This window comes from Kineococcus gypseus, from assembly GCF_050871305.1.
Classification (GTDB): domain Bacteria; phylum Actinomycetota; class Actinomycetes; order Actinomycetales; family Kineococcaceae; genus Kineococcus; species Kineococcus gypseus.
This window is the reverse complement of the sequence record NZ_JBJLRD010000049.1, coordinates 1-17,837: the sequence shown is the minus strand read 5'-3', so window position 1 is coordinate 17,837 and position 17,837 is coordinate 1. Positions and strand designations below refer to the sequence as shown.

At 73.7% G+C, this 17,837-nt stretch carries 17 protein-coding genes and 2 pseudogenes; 9 read left to right on the top strand and 10 right to left on the bottom strand.

What is annotated here, in order from left to right; all coding sequences use genetic code 11:
• Nucleotides 1-137: 137 nt before the first annotated feature.
• The 5 genes and pseudogenes from ACRYMN_RS16575 (at nt 138) to ACRYMN_RS16555 (ending at nt 3,308) form a co-directional block, all read left to right on the top strand.
• Nucleotides 138-824, top strand: coding sequence for a hypothetical protein (locus tag ACRYMN_RS16575; RefSeq protein ID WP_432497405.1), 687 nt, complete (start codon nt 138-140; stop codon nt 822-824).
• A pseudogene (locus tag ACRYMN_RS16570) lies at nt 793-1,677 on the top strand (IS5 family transposase). The gene ACRYMN_RS16575 and the pseudogene ACRYMN_RS16570 overlap by 32 nt, the downstream one beginning before the upstream one ends.
• Nucleotides 1,678-1,712: 35 nt before the next feature.
• Complete coding sequence (locus ACRYMN_RS16565) at nt 1,713-2,486, top strand: recombinase family protein (RefSeq protein WP_432497403.1); 774 nt, start codon at nt 1,713-1,715, stop codon at nt 2,484-2,486.
• A gap of 141 nt (nt 2,487-2,627) precedes the next feature.
• Entirely contained in the window at nt 2,628-2,897 is a 270-nt protein-coding gene (locus ACRYMN_RS16560; RefSeq protein WP_432497401.1) for a hypothetical protein, read from the top strand.
• 57 nt (nt 2,898-2,954) lie between these two features.
• A complete protein-coding gene (locus ACRYMN_RS16555; protein ID WP_432497398.1) occupies nt 2,955-3,308 on the top strand; it encodes a hypothetical protein in 354 nt (117 codons plus the stop codon).
• A gap of 181 nt (nt 3,309-3,489) precedes the next feature.
• On the opposite strand, the pseudogene ACRYMN_RS16550 reads toward ACRYMN_RS16555, so the two are convergent.
• Nucleotides 3,490-4,710: pseudogene (locus tag ACRYMN_RS16550) on the bottom strand (IS30 family transposase).
• A 132-nt stretch (nt 4,711-4,842) separates the two neighbouring features.
• Between ACRYMN_RS16550 and ACRYMN_RS16545 the strand changes: the two are divergent.
• Nucleotides 4,843-5,676, top strand: a complete 834-nt coding sequence (locus ACRYMN_RS16545; RefSeq protein ID WP_432497396.1) for an SDR family oxidoreductase — start codon at nt 4,843-4,845, stop codon at nt 5,674-5,676.
• A gap of 171 nt (nt 5,677-5,847) precedes the next feature.
• Here ACRYMN_RS16545 and ACRYMN_RS16540 read toward each other — a convergent pair whose 3' ends face one another.
• The 5 genes from ACRYMN_RS16540 to ACRYMN_RS16520 all read right to left on the bottom strand — a co-directional run bounded on the left by ACRYMN_RS16540 (nt 5,848) and on the right by ACRYMN_RS16520 (nt 11,890).
• On the bottom strand, nt 5,848-6,828 hold the full coding sequence (locus tag ACRYMN_RS16540; RefSeq protein WP_432497393.1) for a hypothetical protein: 981 nt from the start codon (nt 6,826-6,828) through the stop codon (nt 5,848-5,850).
• A gap of 959 nt (nt 6,829-7,787) precedes the next feature.
• Nucleotides 7,788-9,044, bottom strand: a complete 1,257-nt coding sequence (locus tag ACRYMN_RS16535; RefSeq protein ID WP_432497390.1) for a fumarylacetoacetate hydrolase family protein — start codon at nt 9,042-9,044, stop codon at nt 7,788-7,790.
• A gap of 225 nt (nt 9,045-9,269) precedes the next feature.
• Nucleotides 9,270-9,953 (bottom strand): response regulator, encoded by a 684-nt coding sequence (locus ACRYMN_RS16530; protein ID WP_432497387.1) that lies wholly within the window; start codon nt 9,951-9,953, stop codon nt 9,270-9,272.
• Nucleotides 9,954-9,971: 18 nt separating this feature from the next.
• Complete coding sequence (locus tag ACRYMN_RS16525; protein ID WP_432497385.1) at nt 9,972-11,138, bottom strand: sensor histidine kinase; 1,167 nt, start codon at nt 11,136-11,138, stop codon at nt 9,972-9,974.
• 143 nt (nt 11,139-11,281) lie between these two features.
• The gene (locus tag ACRYMN_RS16520; protein ID WP_432497383.1) at nt 11,282-11,890 is read right to left on the bottom strand and encodes a TetR/AcrR family transcriptional regulator; all 609 of its coding nucleotides are present in this window, start codon (nt 11,888-11,890) and stop codon (nt 11,282-11,284) included.
• A gap of 76 nt (nt 11,891-11,966) precedes the next feature.
• Here ACRYMN_RS16520 and ACRYMN_RS16515 point away from each other — a divergent pair, with 76 nt between their 5' ends.
• Complete coding sequence (locus ACRYMN_RS16515) at nt 11,967-12,899, top strand: MBL fold metallo-hydrolase (RefSeq protein WP_432497381.1); 933 nt, start codon at nt 11,967-11,969, stop codon at nt 12,897-12,899.
• 109 nt (nt 12,900-13,008) lie between these two features.
• Here the strand turns inward: ACRYMN_RS16515 and ACRYMN_RS16510 are convergent, their stop codons facing one another.
• Nucleotides 13,009-13,383 (bottom strand): VOC family protein, encoded by a 375-nt coding sequence (locus ACRYMN_RS16510; protein WP_432497378.1) that lies wholly within the window; start codon nt 13,381-13,383, stop codon nt 13,009-13,011.
• 164 nt (nt 13,384-13,547) lie between these two features.
• Between ACRYMN_RS16510 and ACRYMN_RS16505 the strand changes: the two genes are divergently transcribed.
• Nucleotides 13,548-14,132 carry a dienelactone hydrolase family protein gene (locus ACRYMN_RS16505; RefSeq protein ID WP_432497375.1) on the top strand — a complete coding sequence of 195 codons (585 nt, stop codon included), beginning with the start codon at nt 13,548-13,550 and terminating at the stop codon, nt 14,130-14,132.
• A 47-nt stretch (nt 14,133-14,179) separates the two neighbouring features.
• Here ACRYMN_RS16505 and ACRYMN_RS16500 read toward each other — a convergent pair whose 3' ends face one another.
• Nucleotides 14,180-14,992: a nitroreductase family protein gene (locus tag ACRYMN_RS16500; RefSeq protein ID WP_432497372.1), complete on the bottom strand. Its 813-nt coding sequence runs from the start codon at nt 14,990-14,992 to the stop codon at nt 14,180-14,182.
• A 5-nt stretch (nt 14,993-14,997) separates the two neighbouring features.
• The gene (locus ACRYMN_RS16495) at nt 14,998-15,321 is read right to left on the bottom strand and encodes a hypothetical protein (protein WP_432497369.1); all 324 of its coding nucleotides are present in this window, start codon (nt 15,319-15,321) and stop codon (nt 14,998-15,000) included.
• Between the two features lie 156 nt (nt 15,322-15,477).
• Here ACRYMN_RS16495 and ACRYMN_RS16490 point away from each other — a divergent pair, with 156 nt between their 5' ends.
• Complete coding sequence (locus tag ACRYMN_RS16490) at nt 15,478-16,521, top strand: site-specific integrase (protein ID WP_432497367.1); 1,044 nt, start codon at nt 15,478-15,480, stop codon at nt 16,519-16,521.
• Nucleotides 16,522-16,546: 25 nt separating this feature from the next.
• On the opposite strand, the gene ACRYMN_RS16485 is transcribed toward ACRYMN_RS16490, so the two are convergent.
• Nucleotides 16,547-17,632, bottom strand: a complete 1,086-nt coding sequence (locus ACRYMN_RS16485) for a TerC family protein (protein WP_432497451.1) — start codon at nt 17,630-17,632, stop codon at nt 16,547-16,549.
• Between the last annotated feature and the right edge of the window lie 205 nt (nt 17,633-17,837).

Below are 17,837 nucleotides of genomic sequence, written 5' to 3'. Positions count from 1 at the left end.
GTGGCTCGATGCGGTGGTCGATGGCGTTGGCCGCAACAGCAGCTCTCACCCTGGCTGCAGCCGGCTGCTCGTCGTCCAGCGGCGACGAGTCTTCCGGCGCCCCCTCCCCCACCGGCGAACCCATTGGTGAACCCAGCGTGCAGCGGGCCTCCTTCGACCCCCCGGTGCGCTTCGACCCCACCGGCATCGCCCTGCCCGAGCAGGCGGCCGCGGGGAAGATCTCCCTCGGCGGGCAACTCGTCGCCGACCTGGCCCTGAGCGTGCAGGACCTCACCGGCTACCTGAGCACCGAGCAGGGCCTGCAGGTGATCGACCTCGTCAACGGCGAGGCCAGTAATCTGTACTCCCCCACCGCCCCCGTGCTGCCCGTCTCCGGCAGCCCCAGCCCGCTGAGCGCGCCGGCGCTGGTGCGCACGGGCACCACTTCCCTGGCCGTGGCCGCCTTCGTCATCACGCAGCCGGCGTCCGGGACCACCCCGGAGCACCGCGTCGTCGAGGTGCTCGGCGTGGACACCGCCACCGGTGAGCAGGCGTGGCAGGCCACGCTGGAGCTGCCGCAGTGGGCGCAGGAGCAGTCCGCCTCCGCACCGGTGGTGAAGGTTATGGCCGTCTCCGCGGTCAGCAGCGCCACCGGTGAGGCTGGGACGAGCGCCCCTGGGGTTCCCGACGGCGAGGTGGTCGTCACCGTCGACGGCGGCTTCAAGCAGGCGATCACCTGGGGCTTAGGAGCCGTTGCAGAAGTTGGTCCAGGACTCTGGCGTGTCGCGCTGAGGCAGGCGCAGCCTGGACGACATGGCCACCACGACCGGTACGCCACCGCGTGAGCTGATCAGCGATGAGCTCTGGCATCTGCTGGTCCCGCTGATCCCGCCACCGCCGCCGGCGGTGCACGGGCGCACCGGCCGACCGCGGCGCGATGACCGCGCGGTGCTCGAAGGCATCGTCTTCGTGCTGACCACGGGCATCGGCTGGGCGAAGTTGCCTCCCGAGCTGGGGCACGGCTCGGGCTGGACGTGCTGGCGCCGGCTGCGCGAGTGGCAGCAGGCCGGTGTGTGGGACGAGCTGCACGGCGCGGTGCTGGACCGCCTCGGGCAGCAGGGGCTGCTGGACTGGTCCCGAGCCAGCGCGGACTCTGTCAGCGTCCGGGCGAAAAAGGGGGCGAGCTGATAGGTCGCAACCCCACCGACAGAGGCAAGTTGGGCACCAAGTACCACCTGCTGGTCACCGCCGACGGGCTACCGATCAACGTCGTCCTCTGCGGCGCCAACCGGCACGACTCGCTGTTCCTGGCCCCGCTGCTGGACGGCCAGCGCGCCGTCAAGGGCACCGGGCGCGGCAGGCCTCGCCGGCGCCCTTTCAAGCTGCACGCCGCTCCCCCACGCTTCGCGCGGGAGGTGCCCCCAGGGTTACGACAACCGCCGGGTCCGCGCCTACCTGCGCCGGCGCGGGATTCCCCCGCAAGCGGGAGGTGCCCCCTCTGCGCGCATCGCCCGCATCGGCGTCGACTCCAGCCAGCGCCTGGGTCGGCACCGCTGGGTCGTCGAGCGCACCATCGGCTGGCTGCTGGCCCACAAGCGCCTGGCGCTGCGCTACGACCGCAGCGCGGTCACGATCACCGCGCTGGCGCGGCTGGCGGTCACGCTGATCTGTGCTCGACGGTTACCTGCGGCGAACTAATGCAACGGCTTCTTAGTGCCGATGATCATGACAGGGTGGGCCCTGTGAGCCCCGCTCGACAGCTGCGCGAGCCCTGGCCAGCTCCCCGGCCAGCCCTTCGGTCGCGTCCCCCGCCTGCCGCGCCGGCCGGGCCCCCGGGGCTGGCGTACCTGCGCGTCTCGACTGAGGAGCAGGCCAGCTCCGGCGCCGGCTTGGAGGCCCAGCGCGCCGCCCTGAGCGCCGAGGCTGAGCGGCGCGGCTGGGAGCTGGAGTTCGTCGTCGACGCCGGGCGCTCCGCCGAGGACCTCAAACGCCCGGCGCTCACCCAAGCGCTGGCGCGGTTGAACGCCCGGGACGCCGACGTGCTGATGGTCTCCAAGCTGGACCGCCTCTCGCGCTCCGTGCACGACTTCTCCGGCCTGGTCAAGGAAGCCACCCGGCGCGGGTGGTCCGTGATCTGCCTGGACCTGGGCGTGGACACCTCCACCCCCAACGGGAAGTTCATGGCCAGCGTCACCGCCGGCATCGCCGAGCTCGAGCGCGAGCTGATCGGCCAGCGCACCCGCGACGCCCTGGCCGCGAAGAAGGCCGCCGGGGTGCGCCTGGGCCGGCCCCCGGTTCTCCCGGCGGACGTGGTGCGCCGCGTCGTCGACGAGCGCGAAGCGGGGCGAAGCTGGCAGGTCATCGCCGACGGCTTGACCGCCGACGGCGTGCCCACCGCCCGCGGCGGTGCCAGCTGGACCTTCTCTTCCGCGCGCGCCGTTCACCGCTCCCAGGCCGCCGCCGTGCTGCAGGCGCAGGCGTACGCCAGCTCGTCAGCCAGCCGGTGAGCCAGCCGGTGAGCTGAGGTGTAGTCAGCCCTAGACCGGCACCCACTGGACGACAGAAAGTGGATGACAGAAGATGGACGACGTGAGGAGCGCTCCGGCATGAGCAAGCAGCAGTGAGCGGTCGAGGGTGAGCAGTAGGGGGTGAGCGGTGAGGAGCGCTACGAGCAGCGGCGGGTGATCTGGGCGCGGGCCGCGCGCAAGCACCGCGTCGGGCGCACCAGTGCCCGGCACGTGATGCGCACCGTGCGCCACGTCGAGGTCGCTCCCGGCGTCGGCGAGCAGGACGCGCGCTGGTGGTGGATCGGACCGGACGAGCGAGGCCGCGAGCTGGAGGTGGCCGCGGTGGCGCTGCCACCGGATCAGCTGCTGGTCATCCACGTCTTCCCCACCGCACTGCGCCGCGGCACGTGAACCAAAGGCATGGACCAGGAGACATCGAGCGACAGGACGTCGAGAGGAGCACCGGGCATGAGCACCCAGCGCTTGAGCACCCCCGCTGCGGACGGGCAGTTGGATTTGGTCGATGAGGGCGATGCGCAGCTGAGCCGAGAGCAGGAAGCGGCCTACGAGGCCGAGTCCGACCGCTACGCCCGCCAGGGACCACCGGAGCAGGTGCTGGCCGCCTTCGCCGATCGCCGCGGGCGCCCGCGCGTGGGTGAGCAGCTGGCCGGGCACTCCCCGCGCATCGGGGCGCGGGTGAGCGCGGACACCCGCGAGGCGGTGCGCCGTGCCGCTCAGGAGGAGGGCCTGAGCGAGGCGCAGTGGCTGCGCGCGGCCATCGACGAGCGCCTGCACCGCACCGGCCGCACCAGCCGTCTGTAGCGCACCCGCACCACGCACTGAGCCGGCTGCGGTCCACAAACCTCGATGAGCTGATCCCGATGAGCTGATGCGGGGTCGTACTTGCCGTCGCCCAAGGCTCGCGCGCTGAGGAAATCTTCCGCGAATTGGGTCAATTGCTCAGGTGAGTGAAGAATTCAGCTTGCGCGGCGGTCTCAACCGGTCAACGCACCACCACGTCGAGGACTTCTGAGGGTGTCTGCCATCCCAGGGTCTGTCGAGGTCTTCCGTTCAAGCGGGCGGCGATCTCATCGAGGTCCGCCTGGCTGAAAGTGCGCAGGTCCGCGTTCTTGGGCAGGTACTGGCGCAGCAGGCCGTTGGAGGGGGCACCTCCCACGAAGTGGGGGAGTCTCGTTGGAGCCGCGCTGCCAGGGTGAGTGTGGGTCGGCGAAGTAGACCTGGACACCGGTGTCGATGCTGGGGGCACCTCCCGCGCGCAGCGTGGGGGAAAGCGGGCGTGCTGGGCCATCTCCTTGCCGTGGTCCCAGGTCAAGCTGCGCCGCAGCTGTTCGGGAAGGCGACCGATGCTCTTGGCCAGGGCGGGGCGGACCTGCTCAGCGGTGCAGCCGGCGGGCAGGGCCAGCAGCATCACGAAGCGCGAGTGGCGCTCAACCAGGGTGGCGATGGCGCTGGGACGGACCCCGAAGACCAGGTCGCCTTCCCAGTGCCCAGGGACCGCGCGGTCCTCGACCTCAGCGGGGCGTTCGCTGATGGGCACGGTGTCGACCAACTGGCCACGGCCCTGCCGCAGCCGCTTGGCGCGGGGAAAGCGCATGGCCCGCCCAGTGCGCAGCGCAGCGCTCAGCTCCTTGCGCAAGGCGCCCCTGGCCTGCACGAACAGGCTCAGGTAGATCGCCTCGTGGCTGACGCGCATGGCCTCACCGTCGTGATCGTCACCGAAGTCCGCCCGCAGGCGGGCGGCGATCTGCTGCGGGGACCAGCCTTGGGCCAGGTCGTGCTCGACCCGGGCGCGCAGTCGAACGGCTGCTGCCGAGGTCCCTGCCAGCTTGCACGTCTTCGGGCGCCGGCCGCGCTGCCAGGCGCGGGCTTCGGCGGCCCCGGCGCGGTAGCCGGCGCGCCCGCCGTTGCGGGCGACCTCCCGGCTGACCGTCGAGGCCGACCGGCCCAGGCGCCGGGCGATCGACCGGGTGCTCTCCTTCGCGGCGAGACCACGGCTGATCTCCTCCCGCTCCGCGGCGCTCAACTGGTGCGCCGCCCGGCGCCGCGCCGGGCGGCGCACCCCGCCGGTCGCGGCCATCAAGCAGCGCACGCTGGCGGGGCGGTTGATGCCCAGCGAGCGGGCGATCGAGCGCAGCGACTGACCCGCGCGCCAGCGCGCCCACACCTGCTCTTGCTGATCCGGAGACAACCCGAACGTCTGCACCGGCCCCACCTCCACGCTCACCACACCATGATTGAAAGAGGGTGGTGCGTTGACCGGTTGAGACCGCCGTCGGTTCTGAGATGACCCAGCCAGGCAGCGGATGGACACCATGTCGATGGCCCAGCGCCTGACATGCGGCGCGAAGCGGGTGCACCCGGCGTCGCGGCGAGAGATCGTCCGTGCGTGAGCGCACCCCTGCACGGACGCGTCGTCATCGTCACCGGCGCCAGCCGACGCATCGCCATCGGCGCCGCCCTCGCCCGCCGCGCCGTCGCCGACGGCGCCTCCGTGCTGCTGCACACCTGGGTTCCGCACGACGCCGAGCAACCCTGGGGCGCCGACCCCGACGACCCCCAGGCCCTGCTCGACGAGCTGCGACAGGCCGGGGGCCGTGTCGAGCACCTCAGCGCCGACCTGGCCGACCCGAGCGCCCCGGTCGCCGTGCTCGCCGCCGCCCGCGAGGCCTTCGGCCACGTCGATGCCCTCATCGCCAACCACGCCCGCAGCAGTGCGCAGGACCTCGAGCACCTGAGCGCCGCCGAGCTGGACCTCAGCTTCGCGGTCAACACCCGCGCCAGCCTGCTGTTGACCCAGGCGTTCGCCGCCCAGCACGAGGACACCCGCCCCGGCGGGCGGGTGCTGTGGTTCACCTCCGGGCAGTACCACGGCGCCATGCCTACCGAGCTGCCCTACATCGCCTCCAAGGCGGCCCTGCACGAGCTGACCCGCTCCCTGGCCGTGCACCTGGCACCGCGCGCGATCACGGTCAACTGCATCGACCCCGGCCCCAACGACACCGGCTACGCCGACGAGGAGGGCCGCGCCGCCGTCATCGCGGCCAACCCCGGCGGGCGCTGGAGCACCCCGGCCGACACCGCCCGCCTGGCCGCCTGGCTGCTCTCCGACGAAGCGGACTGGGTCACCGGTCAGACCATCGCCTCCGACGGCGGCTGGTCCTCGCGCTGAGCACGGCCGGCGCCAGTCCCCGGGCGAGGCGGTGCAGGTGCGTGCGAGCACCCCTCGCTCGCCAGGCGCAGCGGGCAAGGTTGACGATCTCACAAACGGTCGCTCTCGAGATGGTCGGGCCAGGTGCTGTCCGTGCGTCGGTGACCGGTCGTGTGCCAAGACCCGCGCACCTCAGGCACCGACTGGGCGCAGGACGCTGCTCAGGCGCACGAGAGCGGTCCCGAACCGCTCGTCGAGGCGGCGCTGGTCGGCCTCGCGGGCCAGCAGGGTCGTGGCGGTGACCTGCCCGGCCAGCACGTCCACCTGCAGGTCCAGCAGCGCCGGCCCCGCACCGGAGCGCTCGTCCGCGTCGAGCGCGTCGCGCGCAGCGGTCAGCTCGGCCTCGGAGCGCGCGGCGGCGCTGACGCACAACGCACCGCCCCACACCTCGCGCACCGCGGCCTCCATCTCGGCGAGGTCCCCGGTGGTCGAGACGTTCAGGACGTAGCGCATCGGGTCGTTGACCTGCTCGGCCGCGATCTCCTCCGGGGTCACCATCGACTGGTCGATCCACATCGTGGCGTACCCCGCGACGGATCGGGCGCGCACTCCCGCGGCCTGCTGCGCCTCCTCGGTGGCCCGCGCCGGGTCCACCGGCCGCCAGCCTCCCGCCGGTTCGGGGCAGGGGCTGGCGAAGGACGGCTCCGGTGAGCGCGGCTGCTCGTCCAGGTCGTCGGGGCCGGCGGGTCGGGCGGGTGCGGTGAGCCGGATCGCCTCACCCTGCGGCACGCCGGTGATCACGAAGGAGCCGTACCGGCTCGCGCCCACCGACTCGTAGGAGCCGGCGGGCATCGACGCGAAGTCGAAGCCGATCAGGTCCGGCCCCCCGCACTGCGGGGGCAGCGAGGTCGCGATGCCACCGACGCACAGCTGCGGGCCGTGGCCCTCGTCCTGCAGGACGAAGCCGACGGCCTCGAACGGCCCGGGGTGCTCGTCGGGCACCAGGTCGAACCGGGCGACGTCGGCAGGCTCGGTGACGGGCAGGTCACCAGCGGGCGGGTCGCCGGCGGGTGGGTCACCGGGCGCGGCGGCCTGCTGCCCGCACGCGCTCAGCAGCAGGACGGCGACCAGGACGGCTGAGAGCCCGGTCCGGGCGACGAGGCGCGGGGTCACGACGCTTCGACGCGGCCGTGCCGTGGCGCGTTCCCCGCCGGCCTCACGAAGTCGCCGCAGCAACACCGCAGCCAGCCGTGAGGTGCGCGCACGGCATCCACCACGGCAGCGTGGCACGCCACAGGGGCCGCACGGCGCTCACCTCACGAACGGTCGCTCCCGAGACAGCGGCACGGGGCGACGGCTCCTGGCAGCACCGGCACGAGCTGGAGCGCGGACCTGCGCCAGGTCCACCACCGCTGGCTGGCCCAGCCGGTCACGCCGGCTGGGCTGGAGGGGGCTCACCGGGCAGGCGCCCTGCACGACGCTCACCGGGAGGATCTGGAGTTCGGCTACCGCCACCTGCACGAGGAAGCGCGCGAGGCAGGGCAGGTGGTGGCGGCGCGGACCGGCTGGCGCATCCGCGCAGACGACGGACGGTGGAGCGTGTTCCCCGAGCGGCGCAGCGAGAACGGCGAGCGTCCCGGGCCGCCCGTGCACGACGACCTGGTCCAGCCGAACATCACCGCCACCGGGCCCGACCAGCTGTGGCTGACCGACGTTCCCCCACTTCGCGGGAGGTGCCCCCTGCGAACACCGCACGAGCGAGGGCGAGCTCTCCCCCTGCCCCGTCGAGGACGTCGTCTCCTGCCGGATCGTCGGCTGCTCCATCGACTCCCGGTGGGGGTGCCCCCTCTGGGGGAGAAGTCCCACCTGGCGCTCGCGGCGCTGTCCACCACCGTCGCCGGGCGCCGCGCCATGGGCATGGACGTGGCCGACCACGTGGTGCGCAGCGACCGCGGTTCACAGCCTCGATCGCGGAGGTACGTGCACGCTCCGGTCCGGTACGGCCTGGTCGACTCGGTGGGCCGTGTCGGTGCCACCGGCGACGACGCCGCGATGGAGTCCTCCTTCGCGCTGCTGCAGGAGAAGGCGCTCGACCGCCGGCGTCGTCTGCCTCGTGTCGTGAGGTGCGCTGCTCACTCGGTGCTGGCGCGTTCGCCGGCGACGATGGTGGTGACGATCTGCCCCAGCCCCTCGGCCCGGGTGACGACCTCGTCGCCGGGCTGGAGGTAGACCCCGGCCGCGTGGGCGTCGCGGACGTAGACCTGCAACGCGGAGTCGACGATGGAGTCGGCGTTGGTCCCCAGCGTGCCGGCCCACTCCATGAAGCCCAGGAAGCGCTGGCGGGTGTCGGGGGCCCGGTAGACCACACCCTCGGGGGTGCCGGTCTGCAGGATCGTCCCGCGGGTGATGACGCCCGGCTCGGCGGTCAGGGTGGTGGGCTCACCGTCGCTGTCCCAGGTCCGCTCCCCCGCCGCCAGGGTCTTGGCGATCATGGTGGGGGCGTCCCACACGAGCTGGGAGGGGTCGGCGCGCTGGCGCAGGTCGCCGTTGACGTACAGGTCCAGCTGCAGGTCCCGGTAGTAGCTCTGCCAGTCGGCGGGGATGACGAACAGGTCACCGGTGGTGAGGAAACCCGGCTGGCTCTTGGCGTTGGTGAAACCCGCGCCGCCGGTGAGGTCGTCCGGCTCGATCTGGCTCACGAGGAGTTCGCGGTCCGTCCAGTCGTTGGACAGCACCAGCCCCACGTGCTCCGGGGTTCCCGTCGCTGCGGTGATGTCCTCCAGCGCCACGATGCCGAGCTCCACCTCGTAGTCGAGCAGTTCGCGGTCGTCGGTGGCCAGTTCGCCGTGGGAGTCGGTGATGGAGGCGACCTTGGGGAAGAGGAAGGGTTCGTCGATGGTGGCCTCGGCCTGGTGCTCGCGGTAGTTGGTGCCGGTGCCCACGTGGTGCTCGTGCGTGTTCAGGGAGGTGAGGACGTCGGTCGCGGCGACCGTGGTGCGCGGCAGGGAGGTGTCGGCGGCGACGGCTTCGATGGCGGCGTAGCCGAGCGCGTCGAAGGCGGTGACGGGGTCCTCGAACGCTCGGGACGTCGCCGCGCTGAGGTCGACGCCGGTGATGGTGCCGTCGCGGTAGTCGGTGACGACCAGGACGGTGGGGCCGGCGCCGAGGTCGGCGCGGGCGAAGGTCAGCGCGGTGGCCGGGGCGGCGATCGCGACGCCGGCCGTGGCGTCTGGCGGCATCGTCTCGGAGTGGACGAGGGGGAAGTCGGCGGCGCTGGCGCGGGCGATGCCGTAGGAGCCGGCGCCGGCGGCGAGCACCCCGGCCAGGGCCAGGCCGATGACCGCGGAGGTCCTCCTGGACGTGCGGTGGGGCTTGGCGGTGGTGTTCATGTCGTCTCCTCGTTCGCGCTCGTCCCGCCCCTTCGGCGGTGACGTCAACGTAGGAGGCGCCCTCCGGGTGGCTCATCACCCGCGAAGTGCTGATGGCCGGTACCGCCGTACGGGCTCGGACCACCACTGCGGTCGGGGTGGCCGGCAGCGCGCGTCCGGTGACCGCGGCCCCGGTGGTGGCGGCGATCCCGGTGCGCCGGTGCGCAGCGTCGACCCAGGCGTGCTCTAGGTGGACGACCCGGGTGAGACGATCCCGGTCTCGTAGGCGAGCACCACCGCGTGCACGCGGTCGCGCAGGTGCAGCTTGGTGAAGATGCGGCTGACGTGGCTCTTGGCCGTCTGTTCGGCCACGTGCAGCGTCCTGGCGATCTCGGCGTTGGACCTGCCGGTGGCGATGAGCAGGAAGACCTCCCGCTCCCGCTCGGTCAAGGCGTCGAAGACGGTCGTGGGCGCCACCTGGGGTGGTCGGCTGGCGATGAAGTTCTCGATGAGCCGGCGGGTGACCCGCGGGGCCAGCAGGGAGTCCCCGCCGGCCACGACCCGCACCGCGGTGACCAGTTCGTCGGCGTCGGCGTCCTTGAGCAGGAAGCCGCTCGCGCCGGCCTCGAGGGCGGCGTAGACGTGCTCGTCGATGTCGAAGGTGGTCAGCACGATCACCCGTGGGCTGACGGCAGCGGTGGAGGCACCGCCGGCTCGGGTGATCCGCCGGGTCGCCTCGATGCCGTCCATCGTGGGCATCCGCACGTCCATGAGGACGACGTGGGGAGCCAGCACGCGCTGGCGCTGGAGCGCTTCCGCCCCGTCGCCGGCCTCGCCGACCACGTCGATGCCGTCCTGGGCGCCGAGGATGGCGGTCAGTCCGGCGCGGTACATGGGCTGGTCGTCGACGACCATGACGCGGATGGCCACTGGATCACCCGTCCCTGGTCACTGGTGGGGAGTCGGCGTCGAGGGGCCGGTGTCGAGGTGGAAGGACGCCTCGACGCGGTAGCCACCGTCGTCGGTGGCACCGGTGGTGAGCCGGCCGCCCAGCAGGTTCACGCGCTCGCGCATGCCGCGCAGCCCGTGCCCGCCGGTGTCCGGGCTCCCCGGAGCGTGGGAGGGGTGTCGCGCCGGGGGTGGGGCGTTGCGCACCCCGACGCGCACGGCGCCGCCCCCGGTGACGACCTCGACCCGGGTGCGGGCGCCGGGTGCGTGGCGGACCACGTTGCTCAACGCCTCCTGCACGATGCGGTAGCCGGTCAACTGCACGATCGGGCTCAGGTCCTCCGCTCCCGCCCCGATCCGCAGGTCGACGGGAGTTCCGGCCCGTGACGTGGCGGCGGCCAGTTCCGGGATGTCCCGCACCTGGGGCTGGGGGGTGAGCTCGGTCTCGTCGCCGGAGGTGAGGGCGCCCAGCAGCTGACGCATCTCCCCCAGCGCGTCGCGGGCCGAGCGGGCGATGGTGGTGAACTCCCGGTCGACCTCCTGCTGGGTGGCGTCGGCCAGGCGGTAGGGGGCGGAGAGGGCCTGCATGTGCACCAGCGACATGCTGTGGGCCACGACGTCGTGCATCTCGCGCGCGATGCGGGCCCGCTCCTCCACGTACCGGCGCTGGGCCTGCTCGAGCTCGACGTCGCGCCGGGCCTGGGCGAGGTCGGCGCGGATCCGGTGGCGCTGACCCAGCGCGATGGAGACGATGAGCACGGCCACGCTGCAGCCGGCGTAGACCGTGAGGTTCGTGCCCCACTGGTCGGGGAACGCGTTGCGCTGCGGGGACAGGGCGATGAGCGCGACCAGGAGCAGGACGCTGACCCACCACGTCGTCACCGAGACGATCCACCGCTGCCGGAGACCCAGCACCAGGACGAGCGCGCACAGGGACACCGTGGTGGTGACCGGCAGGGGCCACACCGTGCTCTCGGAGTCGCGGGTGACCAGCACCAGGGCGGCGACCGACCCCAGGTGCAGCGCCGCGGCCGGGCGGGGCCGGACGAGGGTCAGGACCAGGGAACCGCACTGGACGGTGGCGATGGCGAAGGCGAGCGCCACGTCCAGCTGGTACACCGCACTGGTCAGGGGTACGGCGACGGTGTACAGCACCGCGCAGGACACGGCGACGAGGGACCACGCCCAGAAGGGCAGGCTGCGCGCGGCCGCCCCGGCTGCCGCGGACCTGACGGCTCCACCCGCTCCGCCGGACCCAGCTGCTCCGCCGGACCCGCCGTCGACCGCGCGCAGTCGAACTCGCGACGTCCTCACCCTCTCGCCGCCCCCTTCCCCGGGCGGCGGGGGCCGACGACACGCTCGACGAGGTCGTCGACGACGGCCGGTGTCGCCCGCCGCCCGGCGTAGGTGACGTGGACCAGGACCCCGCCGGTGAGCAGGACCAGGACCGCATCGACGTCCTCGGGCCCGAGGTGGTCCGCCAGCACCGCCCGCAGGGCGGACGTACCGGTCTCGTACAGCCTCGAGCGGAGGTCTGCGACGGCTCGACCCCGCCCGTCACCCCGGTCCGCGGGATCGGCGTGCTCCACGACACCGGCCAGCAGCCGGTCCAGGTGCCCCTCGGACAGGTCGTGGGCGAAGTCGAGCAGCGCGGCGCGCAGGTCGGCGTGCAGGTCCCCCGTCGCCTCGGGGTGCTCGGCCTCGTCGCAGATCCGTTCGATCGAGGCGCGCACGAGGTCGAAGCGGGTCGGCCAGTGCGCGTACACCGTGGCCTTGGAGTACCCCGAGCGTCGCGCCACCTCCGCGTGCGTCACCGCCTCCCACCCCCCCGCGACCAGGAGCTCGGCGGTGGCGGCCACGACGTCGCGGTGGGTGCGCACGATCCGCGGGTCGGCACCAGCCGGTGGGTCAGTGGCCACGAAGCGCACTCTAGCGACCTCGTCACCCACCCCACCACTACTAGACAGGTAGTTCAGTAGTGAGCAGCATGGCCACATGCCTCGGATCCACGTCACCCCGCTCGCGCAGCCCCTGCCGGCCGCCACGCCGCCGCAGCGGATGGGCCTGTTCCAGCTGCCCACCGGCAGCTACGCGAGCCGCGCCGCTCTGGCCTTCCGCGGAGGGCGCTGGTCCGAGCGGCGCGACTTCGCCTCCACCGCCGTGCTCGTCCGCCACCCCGCCGGCGACCTCCTGATCGACGCGGGCTTCGGCGCCCGCGCGGCGCAGCACATCGCCTCCCTGCCCGCCTTCCGCCGCTCGCGCCACCGGATCGGGCGGAGCGCCAGGGAGCAGCTGGACGCCGCCGGCTACGACCACCGCCACCTGCTGGGCGTGGTGCTGACCCACTCGCACTGGGACCACGTCAGCGGCCTGGACTCCCTGCCGGTCCCCGTCTGGCTCGCCCCCGGTGAGCAGGCCCACGCCCAGCGCGCCAGGGGCGACCGGGTCTTCGCCCACGTCGCCGCCGGGCACCGGATCCGGCAGTACTCCTTCCCCGGACCCCCCTACGCGGGCTTCGAGACCAGTCACGACGTCCACGGGGACGGCTCGGTCGTCATCGTCCCCGCCGCCGGGCACACCCCCGGATCGGTCGTCGTGTTCGTGACCCTGCCCGCGGAGGAGCTCCCCGCGCAGCGGCGGTACGCCTTCGTCGGCGACCTCACCTGGCAACTGGAGGGCATCAGCGCCCGCGCCGAGCGGCCCCTGCTGGTGCGCGCCCTGGCCGACAGCGACGCCGCCGGCGTCCGCCGCGACCTGGGACGGATCACCGCGCTGGCCGACCGGGTGCAGGTCGTGCCCGCCCACGACGCCCGCGCCTACGACGGCATCCCCCACCTGGCCCCCCACCTGGCCCCCCACCTGGCGCCCCGGCCGACCTCCCCAGAGGCCCCCCGAGGAGCCCCCGGCACGACGGACCCGCACCCGTGAGCCGATGCAGCGAGCGCGAGCGGCGCGACACCCGCGACGACGTCCTCCCGTGCGACCTCACCGGCGAGGACGTCGAGCCCGGTCACCCGCCCCGGCCCGGCGCGCCGGCTCACGCGCCGGGCAGGAACAGGCAGAACAGGTGCCCGTGGGGATCGCGCAGCACCCGCACGCCCGGGTTCGGCTGGTGCTCCTCCACGCTCGCCCCCAGGGCCACCGCCCGGCGCTGCTCGGCGTCCAGGTCGTCGACCAGCACGTCCAGGTGCGCCTGCACCGGCACGCCGCCCCCGCGCGCCGGCCAGTCCGGCGCGACGTCACCCGCCTCGCGCTGGAAGCTCAGGCCCGGGCGCTCGCGCGCGGGGTCGCGCAGCCGCACCCACTCCGGCGAGCTGTCCACCACGACCCAGCCCAGCAGCCGCGCGTAGAAGCCGGCGAGCTCGCGCGGGTCGCGGGTGCTGACGACGACGGCACCGAGGGAGGCGGCCACGGCACCATCCTCGCGCCAGCAACCACCCGCGCCACCGACACGCAGCACGGGACACCGACACGCGGCACCGACACGCGCGACACGCGCGGCGCTCGCGGGCGCGTCGGAGCCGTGCCCTACGGTCGCGCCCGCCCCCGTCACCGACGCCTCAGGAGCGCAGCACCGTGGTCGACGTCGTCCTCTTCCACCACGTCCAGGGCCTGACCCCCGGCGTGCGCGCCCTCGCCGCGGCGCTCGCGGGCACCGAGCACACCGTGCACACCCCCGACCTGTACGGCGGGCGCACCTTCGCCACCCTGGCCGACGGCCTCGCCCGCGCCCGCTCCCTCGACGCGCCCACCCTGCGGCGCGAGGTCGACGCGCTCGTGGACGCCCTGCCCGGTCCGCTCGTGCACGCCGGGATCTCCTGGGGCGTCCTGCACGCCCAACGCCTGGCGCAGACCCGCCCCGGCGCCCTGGGCGCGCTGCTGCTCGAGGCGTGCCTGCCCGTGGGCGAGGACGGCTTCGGCCCCTGGCCGGCGGGCCTGCCCGTGCAGGTCCACGGCGTCGAGGACGACGAGTCCTTCGCCGGCGACGGTGACCTGGCCGCCGCCCGCGACCTGGCCGAGCGGGTGGGCCCGCAGCACGCGCAGGTCTTCACCTACCCGGGCTGCGACCACCTCGTCCTCGACGCCTCCCTGCCCACCCACGACCCCGGCACCACCGCCCTGGTGGTGCAGCGCGCCCGCGACCTGCTCGCCCGCCTCTGACGCGGGCGACCCCGGCGCTCGCGGACCCCGCCCGACCCCGCCCGAGCTCAGCCGGCCGCGGGCCCCACCGGCTCGTCCCAGCCGGTCTGCGGGCGCGTGCAGTCCTCGCGGAAGACGTACTGCGACACGCGCTTGCGCTGGCTGCTGGACCAGTCGATGACCGGCCGGCGCTGCTCCGGGGGCACGTAGCCCAGCCGGTACACCGCCATCAGCTCCAGGTCCTCGGGCACGTGGAAGAGCCCGGCGATGCGCTCCCACGCGCCGGGCACCTCCATGGGGAAGGAGACGAACTGGATGCCCATGCCCAGCTGCGTGGTGGTCAGCCACACGTTCTCCATCGCCGCGCCCATGCTGAAGAGCGAGTAGAACGCCGACAGCTCCCCGGGCCGGTACTCCTGGCGGTCCAGCAGCACCGCCATCAGCAGCGGCGAACCGGCCACCAGGCGCCGGTTCTCCTCCCCCAGCGTCTGCGGCACCCGCAGCGCGTTGATCACCCGCTGCCCGCGGCGGGTGAAGACCTGGGAGGTGAAGGGGCGCAGCGGCGCGGGCATGCGGTCGAAGAGCATCCCCGAGCGGGTGCGCTCCATCTCCTCGGCGCTGAAGCGGAACCAGCGCTTGTAGCGCTCGAAGAACGTGCCGCTGCTCATCGCCGCGGTGGTGCTCTCCCCGCTGATGCGCGCCACCGCCTCGATCGTGGCGCGCGACTCCACCAGCACGAAGCGCCACGGCTGGCTGTTCAGCTGCGAGGGGGCGCGCCCGGCCACCTCCACCAGCAGGCGCTGGTGCTCCGCGGAGACCGGGTCCGGCAGGAAGGCGCCGTTCGTCGTGCGGCGGCGCGCGATGGCCTCGAGCAGCTCCACCGCCCTCACCCGCCCCGCGGCGCGCTCACGGCCGCCGCGTACGCCGGGGCCGCGGCCAGGGCCAGCAGCACGTGACCGCGGGTGCGCGCCGACACCCGCGGGATCGCCGCCAGCGGCGCGGCCACCGGCAGCAGGCGCCACAGCGCCCGGTCCCGGCCCAGCGCCAGCTGCACCCCCGCCGCCGCCGTCAGCGTCGCCGTGCTCACGTACACCGCGTGGTGCACCCACCGGGCGCCGGAGGTGTCGAGGCGACCGGCGGCGACCGCGGCCCCCAGGGCGCAGTTGGCCGCGTAGCTGGCGACGGCCGCGGTGAGCAGGGAGCGGGACACGACGGGCATTCCACCACGCCGTCCCCCGCCCGCTTCCTGCCACGTCGATGTCGGCTTTCTGAGTGGTTGGTGGTTCTCCTCGCAAGTTTGCAATTTTCTGATTTTAGTCGCGAGAACCATCTTTTCCCCTAGTAGGAGGAGGTCTACAGTCGACGTGTGATCACCCCTGGTGACGGTCAGGAGGCGCTCGAGGGGCTCGAGGTGGAACCCGTCGAGCTGGAGCTGCCCCCGCCCCCCTCGGCCACCGACCCGGTCTCCCTGGAGGCCTGGCTCGCGGGACTGCCCGGCGCCCACCGCGCCGGGCGGGCGCCGGCGACCTGGCGCGCCTACGGCAAGGACCTGGCCCACTTCGCGACCTGGTGCCAGCCCCTGGGCCGCCCGGTGCTGCCCAGCGACGGCGAGACCGTCGCGGCGTACCTGGAGGCCCACGGCGAGCTGCTGACGCTGTCCACGCTGCGCCGGCGCCTGGCGGCGATCAGCGTCGCGCACAGCCTGGTGGGCATCAAGCGCCCCACCGCCGCCGACGAGGTGCACGCGGCGTGGACGCGCTTGCGGCGCCGCTACGGGCCCACGCAGCAGGTGCGGCGCGTCGACGCGGTCCTGACCCGCACCCTCGGCGACCTCGTCGCCCCCCTGCGCGACGACTCGGCGCTGGACGTGCGCGACCGCGCGCTGCTGGTGATGGGCTTCGCCGGGGCGCTGCGCCGCTCGGAGCTGGCGGCCCTGGACGTCGAGGACGTCACGCACACCCCCGACGGCCTGCGCGTCAGGGTGCGCGGGCGCGAGGACGGCCAGGGCGCGGGCCGTTCCGACGCGCGCGAGGTGGACCTGCCCTGGGGCGCGCACCGCGCCACCTGCCCGGTGCGCTCCTGGGAGGCGTGGGTGGCCCTGGCGCAGCTGAGCACCGGGCCGGCGTTCCGCTCGGTCACCAAGGGCGGGCGCTCGGTGAAGGACCGGCGCATGACCGGCGAGAGCGTCGCCGACGTCGTCAAGCGCCGCGCCGCCGCCGTGGGCATCGACCCCACCACGGTGGCCGGGCACAGCCTGCGCGCGGGCTTCGTCACCTCGGCGGTGCGCTACGGGGTGCCCGAGCGCTCCATCATGCGCCAGAGCGGGCACCGCTCCCCCACCTCGCTGGCGGTGTACGCGCAGGGCGCGGCCGTGCCGCAGGAGAACCCCGCCTCCCGGGTGGGCCTGTAGCCCTCCCGGCAGGCGGGGTCGCCCGTCAGCGCCGGTGCTCGCCCGCGCCGTCGGCGGTGCCGCGGGCCGCGCCGGCGGCCTCGTCGCGCGAGGCGGGCAGCGCGTCCGGCGCTTCGCCGCCCGTGCCCACGCCGCCCACGCCGCCCACGCCGCCCGTGCCGACGCGCTCCTGCCCGCCGTCCTCACCGGTGTGAGCGCCGGTGTGAGCGCCGTCCTGCGCGCCGTGGCCCTCGGGGGCCGGGCGGCGCAGGCTCAGCACGATCGCCAGGGTGAGCGAGACGATGATCACGCCCAGGCTCACGTACGTGGGGATGTGCGGGATGGCGGGGCTGATGACCTCGTGGCCGGCCTGGAAGAAGAGCTTGACGCCGATGAAGGCGAGGATGAACGCCAGCGCCTTGCTCAGCAGGTGGAAGCGCTCCAGCAGGCCCGAGAGCAGGAAGTACAGCGCGCGCAGGCCCAGGATCGCGAACGCGTTGGACGAGTAGACGATGAACGGGTCGCTGGTGACGGCCAGGACGGCCGGGACGCTGTCGACGGCGAAGAGCAGGTCGGCGGCCTCGATGGCGGCCACGACCGCCAGCAGGGGCGTGCCGTAGCGCTTGCCGGCCTCCTTGACGAAGAACCGCTGCCCGTGCAGCTCGTCCTTCATGGGCACGAAGCGCTTGAGCAGGCGGACCCCGAAGTTCTGCGAGGGGTCCATGTCCTGGTTCTCGTCCTTGAGCATCTTCCACGCCGACCACAGCAGGATCGCGCCGAAGACGAAGAGGACCGCGGTGAAGCGCTCGACCACGGCCACGCCGAGGGCGAGGAAGATGCCGCGGAAGACCAGGGCGCCGAAGACGCCGAAGAAGAGCACGCGGTGCTGGTACTCGCGCGGGACCTTGAAGTACCCGAAGATCAGCGCGAAGACGAAGAGGTTGTCCACGGACAGGCTCTTCTCGAGCAACCAGGCCGTGGTGTAGGCGGTGCCGGCCTCCACGCCGTAGACGGCGAAGATGACGCCGCCGAAGACCAGGGCGATCGCCACCCAGACGGCGCTCCAGACGCCCGCCTCGCGGAACCCGATGACGTGGGCGCCGCGGTGGCCCAGCAGGTCCACGAGGAGCATCACCACGACGATCGCGGCGAACACCCCCCACGCCCAGCCGGGCACGTCGAGGTTCAGGTCCACCAACTGCCTCCTAGTTCGATCCGTGTGCGCGGTGGCCCCGCCCGGGGCGGGGCCCCCCCCGCGCGCACCCGCCCCCCGGTGGCGGCCCCCGGGGGCGACCGGGGGGGGACGCCAACGCACAAACTGGGGTGTGAATCAATTG

Excerpts from the sequence above, each read along its gene's own strand:
- ACRYMN_RS16555 (WP_432497398.1), top strand. The coding sequence starts at position 2,955 with ATGAGCACCCAGCGCTTGAGCACCCCCGCTGCGGACGGGCAGTTGGAT.
- ACRYMN_RS16545 (WP_432497396.1), top strand. The coding sequence starts at position 4,843 with ATGCGGCGCGAAGCGGGTGCACCCGGCGTCGCGGCGAGAGATCGTCCG.
- ACRYMN_RS16535 (WP_432497390.1), bottom strand. The coding sequence starts at position 9,044 with ATGAACACCACCGCCAAGCCCCACCGCACGTCCAGGAGGACCTCCGCG.
- ACRYMN_RS16515 (WP_432497381.1), top strand. The coding sequence starts at position 11,967 with ATGCCTCGGATCCACGTCACCCCGCTCGCGCAGCCCCTGCCGGCCGCC.
- ACRYMN_RS16485 (WP_432497451.1), bottom strand. The coding sequence starts at position 17,632 with ATGCTCCTCGTGGACCTGCTGGGCCACCGCGGCGCCCACGTCATCGGG.